Below are 20,355 nucleotides of genomic sequence, written 5' to 3'. Positions count from 1 at the left end.
GGCCTTTAGTCCTTGAGAATATCTTCAAGTTGTTTTTGTTGTTCTGCAGACAATGCTTTCGGTTGGCGTTGCTTTTTACGCAACAGCGAAATCACCACGATCAGACCTATTAATACAAACGCCGCCGGACCAAACCAAAGAGCGTAGGTCAGCTCATTCACTTTTGGGCGATACAATACATACTCACCATAACGCTCAACCATAAAGTTCATGATCTCACTATCTGAGCGACCATCAAGTAACATGGTGTAGACTTCTTTACGTAAGTCTGCCGCTATTGGTGAATTTGAATCCGCTAGATTTTGATTTTGACACTTAGGGCAGCGCAGCTCATAGTTCAATTCCGCAAAGCGCTTTTTCATCACCTCGTCAGGAAACTCATAGGTATCGATTGGACTAGCCTGTATTGACATCGCCGCCATCGCGGCAAATATCAAGGTCAGTATTGCCATCCATTGTGACTTTGCCATAGATAATCGGTTCATTGCTTAACTACCGCCCATTTCCATTTCAATTTGATTTATTAACGGCAGAAACTCTCGTTGCCATACGTTTTTTTCCAGTACACCAGCAAAACGCTTACGGATAATATTATTGTGATCAACCACAAAGGTTTCCGGTGCGCCATAGACGCCTAAATCGAGGCCAAGCTTGCCATCAACATCGTAGACTGAAAATTGATAAGGGTCTTTGTAATACTGCAACCATTCTACGGCAGCACCGCGCTCGTCTTTGTAATTGATGCCATACACGCTAAAGCGAGGATCCTTAGATAACTTAACTAAGAACGGGTGCTCAATTTTACATGACGGGCACCAAGTGGCCCAGACGTTGACAATTTTAATGCCCGGATTAAAGTTTTCCGAGGTCATGGTTTGTCCAGCATCTTTTAATTTAGTGAGCTGAAACTGTGGAAACGATTTGCCCACCAAAGCCGACGGCATATCCTGTGGGTTTAAACTCAAACCACGGAATAACAAAAGACCCAACAGTAAAAACAACACTAAAGGGATCAGGCGAATAACAACTTTCATTAACTAAGCTCCAACCTCAGCTTCGGTACTGACAACACCGTTGTCGACAACTTTTTGCTCGCTGCGTTTCGTCTTACGGCGACGATAACGTTTATCCAGCATGGCAAAGATACCGCCCATTCCCATAAAGATTGCACCTAGCCATATCCAACGTACAAACGGTTTGTAATGCACACGCACGGCCCAGGCGCCACCACCGAGTGGATCGCCTAATGCGACATAAACATCACGAAACAGTCCAGGATTAATGGCCGCTTCGGTCATGCCCATGGTTTGCACGCGATATGTGCGACGTTCTGGTTGCAACAAATCGATCATCTCACCGTCATCATACAGCGCGATTTGACCTTGCTCTGCTGAATAGTTTGGCCCTTCAACGGCTTTAACACCATTGAACTCTACCTCGTAACCGGACACCTCAACACGGGTACCTGGCGACATCTTGATATTACTTTCCTGTTCATAGGTTGACACCATGGTCACACCGACGATGGTAACGCCAATACCAATATGCGCAACCGCCATGCCCAAGTGTGACAAGCTAAGGCGCTTGAACTGCCATTGACCTTTGCCAATGTGAATTTGATTCTTTAAATCTTTCGCAGCGACCAGCATGACCCATGTCGCTAAGGTAATACCAAAGGCAACGGAGCTAATAAATTGACCGCCATATAACATAGGGAATGCCAAACCAAATAATACCGCAAAGATAGATATCCACTTAAGTTGACGACTAAGCTCACCTTTTTTCGCTTTCTTCCAGCGAATCAGAGGCCCAATGCCCATAAAGATAAACATCGTTGACATTATCGGTACGAACACCGCGTTAAAATACGGCGGTCCAACGGATATTTTGCCCATGCCCAGCGCATCAATAATCAATGGATACAGGGTACCGAGTAACACGGTTACCGCAGCAGCCACTAAAAAGACATTACAAATTAGAATCGCCGTCTCACGAGAGACCAATTCAAAGCGCGAGAAACTGCCAACATTGGTACCACGAATTGCGTACAGTAATAACGAACAACCGACGGCAATCGCGAGCAACACTAATATAAAGCTACCTCGCGTTGGGTCAGCCGCGAACGAATGCACCGATGTCAGTACGCCGGAACGTACGAGGAAGGTTCCCAGCAAACTTAAGCTAAACGTAAAGATAGCCAATAACACGGTCCAATTTCGAAATGCGCCACGTTTTTCGGTCACCGCTAATGAGTGTATTAACGCGGTTCCCACTAACCACGGCATAAAAGAGGCATTCTCAACCGGATCCCAGAACCACCAGCCACCCCAGCCAAGTTCGTAATACGCCCACCAACTGCCCAAGGCGATACCTATGGTTAAAAACATCCATGCGGCTAATGTCCAAGGTCGTGACCAACGTGCCCAAGCCGCATCCATTTTGCCACACATCAACGCGGCTATAGCGAAGGCAAAGGCAACGGAAAAACCAACATAGCCCATGTACAACATAGGCGGGTGGATGATTAAGCCAACATCTTGCAACAATGGATTTAGGTCTCGCCCTTCCATCGGCATGTTAGGCAATAAGCGTTCAAATGGATTAGAGGTGAAGATGGTGAAGGCCATAAAGCCAACCGCAACCATGCCCATAATCGCAAGAACACGGGATACAAATGCTTGATCGACATGTTTAGAGAACTTGGCGACCGCCATGGTCCATGCCGTCAGTGAAAACACCCACAGTAATAAGGAGCCTTCATGACCGCCCCATACGGCACTAATTTTAAAATAATAAGGAAGCTGCGAGTTCGAATGCCCCGCGACGTACTTTACTGAAAAATCATCAACGACAAAGCAATAGCCGAGCAACAGAATACTTATTGTCGTAAATAAAAACATTGCGCTTGTTAGTGGTTTGGCATAATTAATAAGTCGCTGGTTTTGACCATACACGCCCACCAAAGGGACTATAGACAAACACACAGCAAACGCCATAGCTATGATAAGCGACAGCAGGCCAAGTTCAGGAATCATTCACTTCTCCAGAATTGCATTAAGCAAACTCTATCTTATTGGGTACACAGTAAAATGGATAAAATCGAACCATTATACCAACACCGATCAATATTAAAACGTAAATAGCAGCAAAAATGTTTAACAAAGTGCATCAAAAAGCCATTTAAATCAGCATAACGTATAAGAAATCTGGTTGCACATATACTAGATAACAACAAACAAAGCCTATTTGATATAGATTAATTGTATTGCTTCAGCCTCGTAATAAACTGAGCAACAAACTCTGCCAACAACTTTAGTGAATATTTTTATTAAAGTCTTCTTTTGCGACGCACAAAGAAGTAGAATTGGCACTAAAATAAACAACTTATTGAACAACAGGTGGCCCTTGAGCAATACCCCATATTTGCTACAAGCTGACAATTTGACCTGCATTCGTGAAGACCGAATCTTGTTTGAAGATTTGAACTTTTCCGTGCATGCCGGTGATATTATTCAGATTGAAGGCGCAAATGGCACCGGTAAAACCAGCCTGTTACGAATTCTCTCTGGTTTATCAATGCCTTATGCCGGCCATGTGCGTTTCGCAGGTGAGGATATCCACCACATTAATGAAGAGTTCAATCAAGACTTGTTGTTTTTAGGTCATTTGCCTGGGGTTAAAGGTGAAATGACCAGTGAAGAAAATTTACGTTTTTATCTAAGCTTGCACGGCCTCGATGCCGAACTTGCTGAGCAAACCCTTGAACAAGTCAATTTGTATGGCTTTGAAGATGCCAAGGCCGGTCATTTAAGTGCCGGTCAACATCGTCGCATTGCCCTTGCTCGTTTATGGCAAAGTAATGCGCGTATTTGGATTTTAGATGAACCTTTTACGGCAATCGATAAAAACGGTGTTAAAAAACTGGAACAGTTGTTATTAGCCCATGCCGCGAAAGGCGGTTGTGTTATTTTAACCACTCACCAAGACCTAAGTTTGCCGCCAGAGCAGTACCAAAAAATCACCTTAGAGCACAGCTATTATGGAGAATAAGCATGTCATTATCCTATAGCTCTGCCTTTATGCTGATTTTGAAACGCGATTTAACCATCGCCTTTCGTCATCGCGACGACATCGTCAACCCGTTGCTGTTCTTTATTATTGTTTGTTCTTTATTTCCGTTAGGCATTGGCCCGGCAAGCAATACCTTAATGAAAATTGCACCTGGGGTTATTTGGGTTGCCGCCCTGCTCGCCACCTTATTGTCACTGGAACGATTATTTAAAAATGATCACCAAGACGGTTCGTTAGAACAGATGCTATTGAGCCCGTGTCCGAATTTCATCTTAGTTTTGGCGAAAATAACCGCACACTGGTTGATCACTGGGCTGCCGTTGATTATCATCGCGCCATTACTCGGCGTATTGCTGAATTTGCATGAGCAAAGCTTTATCGCATTGATGTTAACCCTTTTGGTGGGCACACCCGTATTAAGTTTATTAGGGGCTATCGGTGTAGCATTAACCGTTGGCTTGAAAAAAGGCGGTGTGTTGTTGAGTTTACTGGTATTGCCTTTATATATACCGGTACTTATATTCGCCACTAACGCCATTGATGCAGCCAGTATGAATTTGCCCTATAATGGCCAACTGGCAGTGATTGCTGCGTTGTTTTTTGGTTCTCTAACTTTGGCACCTTTTGCGGTAAGCGCCGCTTTGAAAGTGAGTACAAACTAATATGTGGAAATGGTTACACCCATACGCTAATCCAGAAATCAGCTACCATTTTTGCGGTAAGCTGACACCTTGGTTGACGGCTATCGCCATTATTTTATTGACGGTTGGCATGGCATTCGGCTTGCTATTTTCTCCGGCGGATTATCAACAAGGTGAAAGCGTTCGCATCTTTTATCTGCATGTACCATCTGCCATGTTATCTATGGGCATTTATTTAGGTATGGCCATTGCCGCATTGTGTGGTCTGGTTTGGCAGTTGAAACTCGCTGAGGCATCTATTGCGGCACTCGCACCGATTGGTGCGGTATTTACCGCCATAGCATTATTTACAGGCGCCGCTTGGGGCAAGCCAATGTGGGGCACATGGTGGGTATGGGATGCTCGATTAACATCAGAGCTGATCTTACTATTCCTCTATTTTGGTGTCATTGCCTTGCACAATGCCTTTGATGATAAGGCGCTGGCAGGTAAAGCGGCGAGCGTATTGGCATTGGTAGGTGTGATTAATTTGCCGATTATTCATTATTCGGTTGAATGGTGGAACACCTTGCATCAAGGAGCAACCATCTCAAAATTTGAGAAGCCATCGATGTCAACGGATATGCTGATACCATTTTTGATATGTTTTCTCGGCTTCGCCTTTTTGGTTGGCAGTTTATTTTGCGTTCGATTCAGAGCACAAATTATCGAACGAAATGCCATGCGCCCTTGGGTTAAAGAACTTGCGATGAAGGCTCAGTAGGAGAAATAGCATGGCATTTGACAGCATAAGTGAATTTTTTAATATGGGTGGCTATGGCTTTTATGTCTGGCTATCTTATGCGTTTTGCGCGGTATTGCTAACCGCATTAACCATCAACAGTATGGGTATGCAAAACGCTTTGTTTAAAAAAATTAAGCAAAGACTCAAACGTGAGGCCAAACTTAAACAAGCCGCCGAACGTCGTAAACAAGGTATGTAGTATGAATCCTCGTCGTAAAAAAAGATTAACCATTATTAGCTCCATTCTCGCTGGTGTGGCCATTGTTGCCGGTTTATCGCTGTATGCACTTAGCACAAACATAGATTTGTTCTTTACCCCGTCAGAAATCGTTAACGGTAAAGACGATACCGGTGAAAAGCCCGTAGTCGGTCAACGTATTCGTGTTGGCGGTTTGGTTGTCGCAGGTACAGTAAACAGAGACTCAGAAAGTTTAAAAGTACAATTTAAGCTGATTGATACCGGGCCGATGATCACAGTTAAATACGATGGCATCTTGCCAGACCTATTTCGCGAGGGTCAGGGTATCGTTGCACAAGGTACGTTAATAGAACCAACGGTGCTTGAAGCAAGTGAAGTCTTGGCTAAGCATGACGAAGAGTACATGCCAAAAGAAATCGCTGAAAAAGTTGGCAAGCATCACCAAAAGCCAACCTATAACTAGAGACACCATATTAAGTCTTTTATAAAGTCCGCCTTATGCGGACTTTTTTGTTTCTATGGTAACAATTGATACCAGTTACATTCTCAAACCGGCCAAAAAATGTGCCAATTTCAGAAAAAACCTTCAAGCAAAGTGCAAAAAACAAGCAAATCAGGGGCTTAAAATGTTTCAAGTTTGCAACAGCCAGCAAGGTTGATTACATATTGTTACAGATGGCGATTTTCCGACATTTTTCCTCAAGATACTGTTTTAGTTAGATAAAATTATATTATCTGGTCATCTACTCAGCAAACGCACATTGCTCAATATCTAACCAACAATACATAGCACTCGTCAAAACAGCAAAAATAAGGCTTAATAATCAACATCTTAAGCCATTGCGCAACATATCATTAACAGCCCTTGCGGCTGTGTTACATAGCATTCTCCTTGGTTACACATTTCTCATAAGATGTGACCGAACGTAACGAGCGAATAAAAATTTTAACGCTCATTATCTATCCCCAGGAGTAAATTATGTTTAATAAGAATTTAATAACAAGAGCATTAATGCTTGGTGCCGCAGCATCGACGACGATGTTTGCAGCGAACACCAAAGCTGAAGAAAATGAAACAGCCGATGTAGAACGCATTGAAGTTACCGGTTCTCGTATCAAGCGTGCCGATATGGAAACAGCGAGTCCTGTTACTGTGATTGGTGCTGAAGAAATTCTTGCCTCAGGTGCAACGTCAATCGACCAAGTATTACAAAAAACCACCGCAGCAAGTGGTGCAATGACGAACCCAGGCATTAACAACGGTTCAGGTGGTAACGCGACCATCAACCTACGTGGTTTAGGCTCTAACCGTACCCTAGTGTTGGTTAACGGCCGTCGTATGATCAATTCAGGTACCGGTGCGTCGTCATCAGTTGATTTGAACACCATCCCTGTTTCTATGATTCAACGTGTTGAAGTTCTTAAAGATGGTGCTTCTGCGGTATATGGTTCCGATGCTGTTGCAGGTGTTGTGAACATCATTCTAAAGAAAGATTTTGAAGGCTTTGAGATCAATACCTCTGGTGGTATCTCAGGCGAAGGCGACGGTGAAGAGTTTAGCATCGACGTCACCATGGGTGGTTCTTTCGACAAAGGTAATGTTGTCGTTGGTATCCAATATATGGACCGTGGTGAAGTAGGCATGGGTGACCGCGATGGCACTAAGTGTGATTACACCGAAGTTGAAAACGGTAACGGTGATCTTGAACTAGCCTGTGGTGGTTCAAGCTACACGCCATACGGTCACATCTGGTCAGGTGACAAGAGCTTGCAAGGTGAAGAAGGCGGTGGCTGGCACGATTTTGGTGCCGACGACAAGTATAACTACAACCCAGAAAGCTACTTGTACACACCAATGCAAAAACTAAACATCACAGGTTTAGGTACCTATGAAGTGTCTGATTACACCATGTTCTTCTCAGAAATGATGTACTCAAAGCGTTGGTCAGAGCAACAAATGGCACCTCAGCCTGTATGGTTTGATTTTGAATACCAAGACTGGATGGGTGACTCGTTACTAGAGCACGGCATCAACTATGGTGACGAGATATCTTACGGTCGTCGTATGACCGACACCGGTGCTCGTGAGTTTTCACAAACGGTTGATACCGTGCGCGTTGTTGCAGGTTTAGAAGGTGAATTGGATAACGGTTGGACTTGGGATACATCAGTAACCTTTGGCCGTAATGACTCTGTAGACAAGCTAGCTAACCTGCACAATATGGGTATGATTCAGCAAGACATTGAAGCCGGTGAATTCAACCCGCTAGATCAGTCGTCATGGCAGCCAGAAACCATGGGTGAGTACGTTTACACTGAAGTAAACAGTGGTGGTAGTGAAATGTTTGTTCTTGCTGGTTCACTTGCCGGTGAAGTTATGGAACTTCCAGCAGGTTACTTAGGTTTCGCAGCAGGCCTAGAAACTCGTACTGAAAAAGCATGGTACACGCCTGACTCGTTAACCTCACAAGGTATGGCAAATGACCCGAAAGTTGACCCAACTGCCGGTGAGTACGATGTAAATGAAGCCTATTTAGAATTGGCTATTCCAGTATTGTCTGACTTGCCATTTGCTGAGCATGTTGAAATCAGTACCGCGGTACGTGCATTTGACTACTCGACATTCGGTAGCGATTCAACCTGGAAACTTGGTTTAACTTGGAAAGTAAACGACCAACTAATGTTGCGCTCTGTCGCCTCAACAGCATTCCGTGCGCCGTCAGTTGACGAGCTTTACGGTGGTGCGTCACCATCGTTTGACCAAATTTCACACCCGGCAACGGATCAAGAGCAAGCTGAAGTGACCGTTGGTGGTAACTCAGAGCTTACTCCTGAAGAAGCAGATACCTTTACAGTTGGTGTGGTTTACGAGCCAGAGTGGTTAGATGGTTTATCAATCACTGCGGATTACTACCAAATCGAAATCGACAACGCGATCACGCAAGTAGACTCGCAATACATTGTTGACCAATGTTTGGATAATTCTGGTACCCCGATCAATCAAGACTCGGCACTTTGTCAATCAGCTGACATCAGCATGGACAATACTGGCCGTATTAGTTTTAACAACCAACTGCAAAACATTGGTGCAGAAAACACCTCTGGTGTCGATTTAAACATCGCTTATGCATTTGATGCGTTCGGTTTGGATTGGAGAACAGGTCTAGATACCACGTTCCTAAACGAGTACGAAGTTGAAGCGACCGGTGAAACGGTAGATTATGCCGGTGTTATCACAGGTGGTATCGGTAGCTACGCTGAAATCAAGTCTAACTTGTCAGTAGACGTAAGTGGCTCTAACTGGGATGCAGGTTATAAACTTCGTTATATCTCAGGTATGGACAGCGCCGTATGTTTGGATGATCCATCATCTTGTTACGCGCCGACCACACCAAGCGTTGTCTACCACGATTTGAACGGTGCTTACCACTTCAGCGAAACGCTAACTTTCTCTGGTGGTGTTAACAACATGTTTGATAAAGAGGCGCCTTACTACACTGGTAATAACGATGCCAATACAGACCCGTACACATATGACACTATGGGTCGTTACTTCTTCGCACGCGCTACTATCAAGTTCTAAGCGAAGCAGTTAACTAAAATCAGCAAGCGATGGCATAAGCCATCGCTTCTATTTTTTTAAATTTCAATTTATTCACACGTATATTGATTAAAACTTAGGTAAACACCATGTCATTCAAAAAACTCATACGAGAAGAAAGCAAACGATTTGCACAGGCGCCTTATGCCTATACGCTCGCTTTATTCTTGTTAATTTTTGGCTTAAGCACATGCTCATGGAGTATTGCTGAACTGCTTGAAATAACGAGTTTTTCTTATAATTACAGCCTGACCACAATATTTTCATTAGCGTTGTCGATTTTCACCTTAATTTTACTCAATATCGAAGCGGACAAATGCCAAGCCAAGGACAATCAAATAACACGTAATTGTTAATGCTGTGTCACTTAGACACTAAGGCGATTGCAAGACCTTCAATTTCTTTAATCTGATCCATTACCGCGACAACGACGTCATGTGTGGTTTGTGCGCTGGCAGATATCATCACCGTCGACACTGGTTGTTTGACCAACAAAAACTGCAAACTGGCACTTACCCGCTCAACATCAACCATCCTATTATTGACATAGACTGCCCCGTTATTATCGATTTGCACTAAAATAGACGGCTTCGCTGGATCGGCATTGGTGTTATTAAGTTGCGGACGATGTAAGTCCAACCCCGATTCTTTGACAAACGAGGTGGTGACAATAAAAAAGATTAGCATGATAAATACATAAGGGCGTTTTGACCTTTGCTGTGCGATTTTGCAGTGAGTTGTTTGAGATTTATTCGCGGCAACGACTGTGAAGTTTAGTTATCTAAACGAATAGGCGTTAACAAAGGAGAAATATCAAACAAACACAGCCCAAAGGGTTCTTCCTAAAAACTTCTTGCCCTTCAATAGTTATAACTTGCATAGATGGCTATGCTTCGTGACAACTATTTAGTGCACAAAGTATTTAGATTGAACAAAACTCGTACCTCAATGGTCAACACGCCCTGACATTGGCGTCATATCTACGCCTGCGTCTTGGTTTATGTGATTGCGCTTTTTCGCCAACATATAATTCCCCTGTTTTTTTGCTCGTTTGCTCGTTTGCTTAGTTGCTTGCTTGTTATTGCCTAACCATCACCAAGCCAATCCGCCGCTCAATCTAAACAGCTAAATTTAAACGGCTCTGTTACAACAACGCTCGAGAAACCTTAAAGGGGTTAAATAGATATAAAAAAACGAGGCCAAGCCTCGTTTGTTCAAAATTTATGTTGGTAATTCGCTTATTCGTCGTCTGCTGACAATAGATAACCTTTACCCCAAATGGTTTTAATTTGGGTTTTTTCTACACCTTGGCTTACCAATTTATCGCGCAAACGCGACAACCTCACATCAACAGAACGTTCCGACCCGTCATATTCTCTGCCAAGCAATAATTTGTAGATATCATCGCGAGTTAACACTTTACCGGCATTAAACATCAGCAAGCTTAGCAATTCAAACTCAAACACACTGAGTGATATTTCATTGCCACTGACTTCACATTTTTGCTCACTTGGCGTCAAGGTAATTTCACCAACAGTGACTTTTTGACGGCTATTACTGGCGCTTTTACCTTTACTGCGACGCAATAAAGCTTCGATATGGGCACCAATAAGTTGCGGACTGGTCGGTTTAACCAAATAATCATCGGCACCGACGTTAAAGGCGGCTAATTGCTCAGCCTCACTATCGCTCGATGTTAAAAATAGAATAGGACCACTATAAGTCGCTCGCAATTCGTGACAAACCTTGAAACCATCTTTACCAGGTAAACCTATATCAAGAATGATCAGATCCGGTTGGATCTTAATTTGACTGCGCGCAGCCTGATCACCACGAAACACCTGATGCACAACATGGGAAGATTTTTCTAAAAATGATTTCAATAGAGACGACAATACCTTGTCATCTTCAACGATCATTATGGTTGAAAACTCGCTCACCGAAGCTAAATCTTTATTCATTTTCCAATCTTTTGGCAAAAGTATGGGTGTGGAATTACATCTTTGACACGTCGCATAACGTATTTTGGATACAAATCCGCCTTTTAAACTAATCCTAAATACTAGATCAACTAAATGGTTAAAACTGTTTACAATTGTAACCTGATATTCTTAAAAGTCATGGCACAACAAAGAAATGGCGTTAAAAGCTGTGAACGCGTCTCGATTGAGTGGCTTTTATGGCTTTTTATTAATATTTAGCTGTTACATTTACGGGCACATAAATAAAAAGACCGAGGCAATGGCCTCGGTCTTTCAATTAATATCATTCATCTATATGACTAAAATAGCTCGTCATCTAATTCGAATACCACTTCAGCCGCTGATGCTGCTGATGCTGCCAATGACAATCGACGAGGCAAGATACGGGCGAAGAAATAACGCGCCGTAACCAATTTGCCTTTATAGAAATCATCACTGTCTTGTTTTTCAAGTGACGCTTTCGCCATCATAGCCCATACATAGGCCATTGCGGTATAGCCAAACACATGCAGATAATCACACGCTGCTGTGCCTAATTGTTCAGGATTTTTCGCCGCTTTACCAAGCACATCCGTGGTCAGTGACACGAAATCCTCTACAGCTACAGCCAGTGGCTGAATAAACTCCGCCATTTCAGGGGTTTGATTGGCAGCAATAAAGGCACCAACTTCTTCACCAAATACGCGTAAGAATGCACCTTGGTTAGCGGCTAATTTACGACCAATTAAATCCATTGCTTGCACACCATTGGTGCCTTCATAAATTTGCGCGATACGAGCATCACGAACAAGCTGTTCTTGGCCCCACTCTCGCACATAACCGTGACCACCAAAAACTTGCTGACCAGCAATGGTATTTTCTAAGCCCAAATCAGAGAAGAATGCTTTGGCCAACGGTGTCATCAACGCCGTTAAGGCCTCACCTTTGGCTTGTTCATCACCACTGGCGTATTTACTTAAGTCCAACTGCTTAGAAATATACATCGCCAGAGCACGATTACCTTCGTTAATCGCTTTCATGGTAAGCAACATACGACGCACATCACCATGGACCATTAACGAATCCGCTGCTTTATCAGGTGATTTCGTGCCCGTTAGACTGCGACTTTGTACACGATCTTTAGCGTATTCAACGGCATTTTGATACGAACGTACGCCAGCGCCTAAGCCTTGGATACCAACACCAATTCGCTCGTAGTTCATCATCGTAAACATACACGCTAAGCCTTTGTTTAACTCACCGACAAGATAGCCTTCCGCATCATCAAAGTTTAAAACACAGGTTGCCGACGCATGTATACCCATTTTGTGCTCAACACTACCGCAAGATACGCCATTGCGTTCGCCCAGGCTGCCGTCGGCATTTACTTTAAATTTAGGCACAAGAAATAGGGAAATACCGCGAGAGCCGGCAGGCGCATCAGGAAGTTTCGCCAGCACTAAATGAATAATGTTATCGGTTAAATCTTGCTCACCGCCGGTGATGAATATTTTCGAGCCGGTTAGCTTATAGGTGTCATTGTCACTTGGCACGGCTTTGGTGCGAATCATACCTAAATCGGTACCAGCATGAGATTCGGTCAAACACATAGTACCTGCCCATTCACCACTGTACATACGCGGTAAGTAGGTTTCTCTTAATTGATCTGAACCATGTTTCGCCAGTGACAAACACGCACCGCTGGTAAGCCCAGGGTACAAAGAAAATGCCATATCGGCGCCACACACCATCTCTTCTTGCAGAGCAGTTAGCATTTTCGGCATACCCATGCCACCGAACTCGGTATCACCGCCTAAGCCAATCCAGCCGCCTTCAGCGTAGGTTTGAAACGCTTCTTTATAGCCCGGTGCGGTTGTTACTTCACCGTTATCCCAGCTAACACCAACTTCATCACCTTCACGACTGATAGGTGCAATGACTTGCTCACAAATTTTTGCGCATTCCGACAAAATAGCGTCAGCGGTTTCTTTATCTATATTTTCTGCCAACTGCGGTAGTTGTGACCACATTTGATCCGCTTTAAATACATCATAAAGCAGAAAATTCATATCTTTTAAAGGTACTTGATAATCAGCCACGTCGGCCTCCTGAAAATTATTTAACGCCTATCGCCAAAGTTATTATTTAGTTTAGATTGTATACGGCAATAGATTGAGATTAGTTTAAAATTAAAACCATCAATTAAAACACTTGTTTGAATAATGCTATAACTGGACGGATGTGTAAAGAGCTAATGTCAATAATTTGCCCCAGACAGGGCGATATCTTGGCTGATGGCCATCGACAACAACAAAACCAGACAATGCCAGCGAGCAAGACCAGCCCGTAAAAAACCAAGTAACCAACTGATTTTAAATAAGATATATTATGTCAGGCATGACGAAAGCAACGCATTGTTATGACAGGCGTTGAGTGTCTTTATGGGTAGATTTGATGAGCAATTAGAAATAATGGTGCACGCAGATCACCTTGATGCATCACCTTGATAGGTTAACGGGATGCACTAAGCAATGGCAGAGTTGAGCGGACGCGCCAGTTGTTGCTGTTGAAAGTATTGGCTAAGGTATTCTGCATCTTTAGCGACGCCACCTAATGTTGCCGAGCCACGAGTATGCATCCAAGGTAAACCGATAAAGAACATACCGGCACACTCACCAACGCCGCGGTAGTTAACCGGGTAACCCGCTTCATCGAACTCAATATTACCAAGCCAACGATAATCTGGCTTATAACCTGTGGCCCAAATGATGTTTTTAATGTCGGCGATGGATTCACCCTCAAAATCAAGCCTATTATTTTGTGCTGCGGTAATGCGTGGCAAGGTCGTCACATTACTTTTGCTAAGCAATGCTTTTACATTGGTACCAATAACTGGCTGCATACGCTTTTTTATCTGCTTGCCTAAATAGGAATATTTGTTGAGTGACAAAATACCGAATGACTTTAACCACCACCATAAGGTTTTTCCCAAAAACTGTTGCGGTAACGATGCCATACTGCAGATACCTGAGATGTAGCAATCTCTGTTGGTTTGCGCGACCTCTTTTAGAATCTGCACCCCAGAATCACCGCCACCAACGACTAAGGTTTTGCCCGGCTGCAACTGCTCTGGGCTCTGGTATTCTCGTGAATGGATTTGAACGATATCATCACTGATATGCTCGGCGCATGACGGCAAAAAAGGCGTATGGAATGGGCCGGTTGCAACAATGACTTGTTGGCACGATAACTCGCCTTGATTGGTATGCAAGGTAAAGGCACCTTGTTGACCTGTGAGTTTTTCAACTTTGGTGTTTAATTGAAGCGGAATATTAAAGGTTTCAACGTAACGTTTTAGATAGTGCGCTACATCATCCTTATTTGGGTACTCGCGTTCACACTCAAATGCTAAGCCAGGCAGGTTATTGTATTTTTTCGGGGTAAATAAGGTCAGCGAATGCCAACGAGATAACCAACTGCTGCCGACTTCAGGACCTGCATCGACGACCAAAAATGACGCGTCTAACGTTTGTAATTGTTGCGCCATGGCCAATCCTGCCTGACTACCACCAACAATAATAAACTGATACATAGAACCTATTACCTTATTCACCGTAAAAACGCGCACATGGTAACAGCATGGATTGGCTAATTGGAGTTTTGCACTAAATTAACGCGAGACTAATTTAGGTAAAGTGTAAACTTGCAACGATTTACCGCTTAAAAAAAGATTATGGTGATTTCACTTTCACCTTGTTATTAATATCTCGACTGCTGCGAATAAGCTCGTCACCGGCTATTTTATTGGCCGATTTTGCTAGTCTATCGTACAACACCACATTCACCGTAGCCGCCAAATTCATGCAACCTATGGTCGGGATGTAGACTACATCGTCAGCACTGTCGATAACACTTTGACTGATAGTGCCATCTTCTGGACCAAAGACATAATAGGCATTATCTGGGTGTTGATAGTCTGGTAATGGCGTTGCCCCTTCGACAAGATCAACACAGACCATGGTTGCGCCTTGCGGTTTACCGGCAATAATGTACTCGACTTCGGTTAACGGAATCTTTTGCGTTATGTTTTTGGTGTCAGTATGAAACTTCGCTGCGTGACTGTACCGTTGACCGCTATAACATACAGCGTCCACCTGATAGTTGCCGCTGGCACGCATCACTGAGCCGACATTGGTGGGGCTTTTGGGGTTGATTAAACCAATATGTACCTTGCTTGTCGTCATTTGGATACCTTATTCACATTACTTAGCTGTCATTACTTGGTAAAGGTTCTATTTACCAATTAAATCCGGGCAATTAAACGCAAAAAAGCTTGCCGAAGCAAGCTTTTTAATGTCGACCATTGAGTCGCTGTAACGATTACAGGTTTTCTTCGGCAAAAGAGGCCAATGAACTACGTACCACACCATTAAGATTTACCGTGGTACTTCCAGGGTAATCTTTAAAGCGTTCAACAATATAGGTTAAACCTGAAGTTAACGCGGTTAAGTAATTACTATCGATTTGCGCTAGGTTACCAGAACAAATTAACTTAGTGCCTTGACCACAACGCGTGATGATAGTCTTTAATTGCGCCGCAGTAAGGTTTTGACATTCATCTAAAATGACCACCGCGTTTTGCAATGAACGACCACGCATAAAGTTCACCGATTTAAACTGAATATTGGCCTTTTCCATGATGTAGTTCATGCTGCCGTGCATGCTTTCATCTTGCTTATGTAACACTTCCAAAGAATCAGTGATGGCTGCCAACCAGGGTGCCATCTTCTCTTCTTCGGTACCGGGTAAGAAACCTATCGATTCCGCTATCTCTGGTGTTGAACGGGTAACAATGATTTTCTCATAGGCGCCACGTTCAACCACATTTTCCAACGCACTGGCCAGTGCCAATAAGGTTTTACCACAACCGGCAGGCCCAGTCAGAATGACTAAGTCAATATCTGGATCGAGCAACGCATCAAATGCCATGCCCTGATAAATGTTTTTTGGATGTATACCCCAGGCATTGCGGCCCATTAAACGCTCATAACCTAGATCTTGAACCACTAACTTATCGTCGCGTATTTCAACGATTTTGCCTGCAAAGGTTTTATCTTCGTCAATTAAGTATTCATTAATAAAGGCGCCGGGAACGATGTCTTTGTCAATAAGATGCTGCGTGTAACGACCAGTGGTTTCACTGTCACAGTCTTCGACTTGTTGCCAAAATTCGCCGGTGAATTTGTGATAACCCTTGGTAAGAAATTTAATATCGTCAACCAATTGGTCAGTACGATAATCTTCTACATAGGCAAGTCCAGCACCTTTACCTTTAAGACGCATATTGATGTCTTTGGTCACCAAGACAACGCGTTTGTCTGGGTTATGTTCTTGCAAATACAAAGCACTGTTTATGATGCGATTGTCGTTTTCATTGTGGGACAATGCGCCACTTTTTTCTTCCAAGCCAAAGTCATTAAAAATGGACAAGGTGCCTGGATTCGCTTGTGTTTCACTGGTGTTGGGTAGTGGCACACCTGCTAAAACTTCTTCAGGTGTTGAGTCTTTGAGTACATCTTCTAAAGCTCGTATTGCGACGCGAGCATCACGACTGACGTCTTTGCGTCTGTCTTTAATACTGTCGAGTTCTTCGAGTACCGTCATGGGTACCACAACTTCATGTTCATCGAAGGAGAGAAAAGCGAAAGGTTCGTGGAGAAGAATATTGGTGTCTAGTACATAAAGGGTGCTTTTTTCTATCATAGTTAGTCCTACAGCGCTTAGTGGTTTAACTGAATGTTGTTACCAGTCCCACTGGCAGAGCAGCATTCGCTAAAGTAAGAGTATGTTGCCTGTATTCCTCCTTTTGTAGCCATCCTTAAAACCAATCTGACAGCTTTTTACAGAACTTACAAGGGGCAAATATGAAATATAGATGAAGATTTTTAAATTGATTCTATGCTTATATTCGGGGTGCCGTGTTCTCATTCAACCAAGGCCATGTATTATCTGGCGAACAGGTTATCGCACGCCTTGCATTAGTGCGCTAATCATAGGCTGCAACAGTTCGTTGTTCAGGAACTACACAAACATTTAGATTTACATAAATAAGGGGTGAAAACTCCAGTCTAAATCGTTACCATAGCGCCCTTTTTTGCATTGCCCTCGGTGTGGAGTTTATCAATATGACGTTTTCTTTGGGTCAGCGCTGGATCAGCGACAGTGAATCAGATCAAGGTCTGGGTACGATTGTCGATATTTCTGGTCGTTTTGTCACTGTGTTATACACAGCAACCGGCGAATCTCGCCAATACGCGATTAAAGATGCGCCTCTGACTCGGGTTATCTTCTCCGTCGGAGATGTCATTCCTTCACACGAAAATTTCAGTATTACCGTTAGCGAAGTTCAATCTACCGACGAACTGTATACCTATATTGGTGAACGATTGGATAACGGTGAGACCATCGCGTTAAAAGAAATGATGTTAGATCATTTCATCAAATTTAATAAACCACACGATCGCTTAATGAATGGTCAATTTGATCGTTTAGACTGGTATCAACTGCGCAAATCATCTTTGCAATATCAATATCAACAGCAGCAATCCGATCTCACCGGCTTACTCGGTGGTCGTGTTTCATTGATTCCACACCAGCTACATATTGCTGAAGAAGTTGGTAAACGATTTGCTCCAAGAGTATTGCTTGCCGATGAAGTGGGCTTAGGTAAAACCATAGAAGCAGGTTTGATCATCCATCAGCAACTGGTATCAGGCCGAGCACAACGGGTTCTTATTGCCGTGCCTGAATCATTGATGCACCAATGGCTAGTGGAAATGCTGCGTCGCTTTAATCTCAGGTTCAGCATTTTTGATGAAGAGCGATGCCAACAATATGATGGTGAAGAAAACCCATTCAGTAGCGAACAACTGGTACTCGTCAATCTCGATTTCCTATCTCACAATGCTGAGCAATTTGAAAATATTGCAAACGAAGATTGGGACCTGTTGGTGGTCGACGAGGCACATCATCTGCAGTGGTCAGCAAGCGAACCTTCGATTGAATATCAATGTATCGAAATTCTTGCCCACAGCATTCCCGGTGTGTTGTTGCTAACCGCAACACCAGACCAACTTGGTCATGAAAGCCATTTCGCACGATTGCGCTTGCTCGATAGCAATCGTTTTTATGACTACCAAGCGTTTCTCAAAGAAGAAGGCGGCTATCAACAAGTTGCCGACGCAGCCAATAGTGTATTAGCAGAGCAAGGCTTAACGAGTGCACAGCAAACCACGCTAAAAGAGCTGATTGCCGAGTCTGATATCGAACCACTGCTGCTTGACTTGCAACAGGATGATGAGCGCCGAGATAACGCCAAACAGTCGTTACTATCCATGTTGTTAGATAGACATGGTACCGGTCGTATTCTATTTAGAAACTCGCGAAATACCATAAAAGGCTTTCCAAAACGTCAGCTATTTAGCCAAGAATTGGCGTTACCTGTGCAGTATGACGCAGTCATGAATCAGCTAATTGAAAGCTCGGATATAGAAGAGTTAAGAACCCGCGACGTAAGTAAGTACCTATTTACCCCCGAGACTCTTTACCATTTAGATGCCCGAGAAGATAACTGGACTGAGTTTGATCCTAGGGTCGACTTTTTAATCGACTTGTTATTGCAAAATCGTCAGCAAAAAGTTCTGGTTATTTGTGCGCATGCACAAACGGCAAAAGACCTTGAACAGGCGTTAAGAATAAAAGAAGGCATTCGTGCCGCAGTTTTTCATGAAGGTATGAGTATCTTCGAACGCGATAAAGCGGCCGCCTATTTTGCTCAGCAAGAAGATGCAGCGCAAGTCTTATTGTGTTCGGAAATCGGTTCCGAGGGACGCAACTTCCAATTTGCCCATCATTTGGTGTTATTCGATTTACCAACCAACCCAGATTTATTAGAGCAGCGTATTGGTCGCCTCGACCGAATAGGACAAACCGAGGATATCGCTTTGCATGTGCCTTATTTTGCCAACTCGCCACAAGGCATGTTGCTCAATTGGTACCATAATGCACTCGATGCGTTTGAGCATACCTGCGTCACTGCGCGTGCGGTTTATGAGCGATTTTCTCATGACGTAAATACGTTAGCCTTGCAAGGCATATGGCAAGACGAAGCGATGACCAACCTGATTGAGGCTAGCAAAGAGCTGCATTTGCAACTCAAAAAAGACCTTGAACAAGGCCGCGATAAACTGTTGGAGATCAATTCATCAGGCCAAGGACACGCGCAAGCATTGGTAAGTCGTATTGGCAAACAAGACGCCAGTTTTGACTTACCAACGTATATGTTTGGCGTGTTTGACGTGTTTGGTCTCAATCAAGACGACCGCAGTGACAACGGCATTGCTCTGACACCTAGCGAGCATATGCTCAGTTCTAATTTCCCACATTTACCGGAAGACGGCACTACGGTCACCTTTGATCGTGATACGGCATTAAGTAATGAAGATTATCAATTACTGACCTGGGATCATCCGATGGTAACTGGCGCGATGGACATGGTGCTCAGTGATGATATTGGTAATGCCAGTATAGGTATTTTAACCAACCCAGCGATTCCTGTCGGTACCTTCTTTGTTGAGTGTATTTATACTTTAGCGGCTATGGCACCAAGCCAGTTGCAAGTGGGGCGTTATCTGCCAACCACACCAATCCGTATATTGCTTGATAAAAACGGCAATGATTTATCTGACAAGGTCGCCGAGTCGGTATTTGATAATCAGTTATCTCCGGTGAAAAAGCAGGTCGGTTTGCAACTAGTTAAGGCGCTTAAGAGTCAGATCCCAGCTATTGTCGATAAAGCGGAACAGCACAGTAACAGCAAGATCGCCAGCCTCATTGCCAAGGCGAAACAGCAAATGCAACAGTCACTGACACAAGAACATCAGCGTTTAACCGCCCTTGCGAGCATTAATCCTAACGTGCGACAATCTGAGATTGATTTTATTGTTCATCAACAACAAGAGCTTGAACACGTTATTGATCATGCGCAATTAAAGTTTGAAGCCATCCGCTTAATTGTGGTCAGCAGCTAAGTTGGCCAT

General features: G+C 43.7%; 17 protein-coding genes. 8 read left to right on the top strand and 9 right to left on the bottom strand.

Going from position 1 to position 20,355, the window contains the following annotated elements:
• Nucleotides 1-5: 5 nt before the first annotated feature.
• Genes E2K93_RS11080 through E2K93_RS11070 form a run of 3 tightly spaced genes read right to left on the bottom strand, consistent with a single transcriptional unit; the run spans nucleotide 6 to nucleotide 3,035 of the window.
• The gene (locus tag E2K93_RS11080; protein ID WP_135439153.1) at nucleotides 6-485 is read right to left on the bottom strand and encodes a cytochrome c-type biogenesis protein; all 480 of its coding nucleotides are present in this window, start codon (nucleotides 483-485) and stop codon (nucleotides 6-8) included.
• A 3-nt stretch (nucleotides 486-488) separates the two neighbouring features.
• Nucleotides 489-1,034: a DsbE family thiol:disulfide interchange protein gene (locus tag E2K93_RS11075; protein ID WP_135439152.1), complete on the bottom strand. Its 546-nt coding sequence runs from the start codon at nucleotides 1,032-1,034 to the stop codon at nucleotides 489-491.
• Between the two features lie 3 nt (nucleotides 1,035-1,037).
• Nucleotides 1,038-3,035: a heme lyase CcmF/NrfE family subunit gene (locus tag E2K93_RS11070; RefSeq protein WP_135439151.1), complete on the bottom strand. Its 1,998-nt coding sequence runs from the start codon at nucleotides 3,033-3,035 to the stop codon at nucleotides 1,038-1,040.
• Between the two features lie 370 nt (nucleotides 3,036-3,405).
• On the opposite strand from E2K93_RS11070, the gene ccmA reads away from it, so the two are divergent.
• The 7 genes from ccmA to E2K93_RS11035 all read left to right on the top strand — a co-directional run bounded on the left by ccmA (nucleotide 3,406) and on the right by E2K93_RS11035 (nucleotide 9,652).
• Nucleotides 3,406-4,050 (top strand): cytochrome c biogenesis heme-transporting ATPase CcmA, encoded by a 645-nt coding sequence (gene ccmA / locus E2K93_RS11065; RefSeq protein WP_135439150.1) that lies wholly within the window; start codon nucleotides 3,406-3,408, stop codon nucleotides 4,048-4,050.
• 2 nt (nucleotides 4,051-4,052) lie between these two features.
• A complete protein-coding gene (ccmB, locus tag E2K93_RS11060; RefSeq protein WP_211183415.1) occupies nucleotides 4,053-4,733 on the top strand; it encodes a heme exporter protein CcmB in 681 nt (226 codons plus the stop codon).
• A 1-nt stretch (nucleotide 4,734) separates the two neighbouring features.
• Nucleotides 4,735-5,475 (top strand): heme ABC transporter permease, encoded by a 741-nt coding sequence (locus E2K93_RS11055; protein WP_135439149.1) that lies wholly within the window; start codon nucleotides 4,735-4,737, stop codon nucleotides 5,473-5,475.
• Nucleotides 5,476-5,485: 10 nt separating this feature from the next.
• Entirely contained in the window at nucleotides 5,486-5,695 is a 210-nt protein-coding gene (ccmD, locus tag E2K93_RS11050) for a heme exporter protein CcmD (RefSeq protein WP_135439148.1), read from the top strand.
• Nucleotide 5,696: 1 nt separating this feature from the next.
• Nucleotides 5,697-6,158, top strand: coding sequence for a cytochrome c maturation protein CcmE (gene ccmE, locus E2K93_RS11045; protein ID WP_135439147.1), 462 nt, complete (start codon nucleotides 5,697-5,699; stop codon nucleotides 6,156-6,158).
• A gap of 516 nt (nucleotides 6,159-6,674) precedes the next feature.
• Nucleotides 6,675-9,278 carry a TonB-dependent receptor gene (locus E2K93_RS11040; protein ID WP_135439146.1) on the top strand — a complete coding sequence of 868 codons (2,604 nt, stop codon included), beginning with the start codon at nucleotides 6,675-6,677 and terminating at the stop codon, nucleotides 9,276-9,278.
• Nucleotides 9,279-9,385: 107 nt separating this feature from the next.
• Entirely contained in the window at nucleotides 9,386-9,652 is a 267-nt protein-coding gene (locus E2K93_RS11035) for a hypothetical protein (protein WP_135439145.1), read from the top strand.
• Nucleotides 9,653-9,659: 7 nt separating this feature from the next.
• Here E2K93_RS11035 and E2K93_RS11030 read toward each other — a convergent pair whose 3' ends face one another.
• From E2K93_RS11030 to E2K93_RS11005, 6 genes are all read right to left on the bottom strand, one after another.
• Nucleotides 9,660-9,983, bottom strand: a complete 324-nt coding sequence (locus E2K93_RS11030; protein WP_135439144.1) for an ExbD/TolR family protein — start codon at nucleotides 9,981-9,983, stop codon at nucleotides 9,660-9,662.
• A gap of 551 nt (nucleotides 9,984-10,534) precedes the next feature.
• Complete coding sequence (locus E2K93_RS11025) at nucleotides 10,535-11,257, bottom strand: response regulator transcription factor (RefSeq protein WP_135439143.1); 723 nt, start codon at nucleotides 11,255-11,257, stop codon at nucleotides 10,535-10,537.
• 320 nt (nucleotides 11,258-11,577) lie between these two features.
• On the bottom strand, nucleotides 11,578-13,356 hold the full coding sequence (locus tag E2K93_RS11020; protein ID WP_135439142.1) for an acyl-CoA dehydrogenase C-terminal domain-containing protein: 1,779 nt from the start codon (nucleotides 13,354-13,356) through the stop codon (nucleotides 11,578-11,580).
• Nucleotides 13,357-13,781: 425 nt separating this feature from the next.
• Nucleotides 13,782-14,849, bottom strand: a complete 1,068-nt coding sequence (locus E2K93_RS11015; RefSeq protein ID WP_135439141.1) for a flavin-containing monooxygenase — start codon at nucleotides 14,847-14,849, stop codon at nucleotides 13,782-13,784.
• 139 nt (nucleotides 14,850-14,988) lie between these two features.
• Complete coding sequence (locus E2K93_RS11010; RefSeq protein ID WP_135439140.1) at nucleotides 14,989-15,501, bottom strand: RNA methyltransferase; 513 nt, start codon at nucleotides 15,499-15,501, stop codon at nucleotides 14,989-14,991.
• A gap of 136 nt (nucleotides 15,502-15,637) precedes the next feature.
• Nucleotides 15,638-17,020 (bottom strand): PhoH family protein, encoded by a 1,383-nt coding sequence (locus E2K93_RS11005; protein ID WP_135439139.1) that lies wholly within the window; start codon nucleotides 17,018-17,020, stop codon nucleotides 15,638-15,640.
• Nucleotides 17,021-17,442: 422 nt separating this feature from the next.
• Here E2K93_RS11005 and rapA point away from each other — a divergent pair, with 422 nt between their 5' ends.
• Nucleotides 17,443-20,346: an RNA polymerase-associated protein RapA gene (gene rapA / locus E2K93_RS11000; protein WP_135439138.1), complete on the top strand. Its 2,904-nt coding sequence runs from the start codon at nucleotides 17,443-17,445 to the stop codon at nucleotides 20,344-20,346.
• Nucleotides 20,347-20,355 lie beyond the last annotated feature (9 nt).

It is taken from the genome of Thalassotalea sp. HSM 43 (genome assembly GCF_004752005.1).
In the GTDB taxonomy this organism is placed as follows: Bacteria; Pseudomonadota; Gammaproteobacteria; order Enterobacterales; family Alteromonadaceae; genus Thalassotalea_A.
The sequence above is the reverse complement of the archived record's forward strand: the minus strand, read 5'-3'. Positions and strand labels throughout refer to the sequence as shown.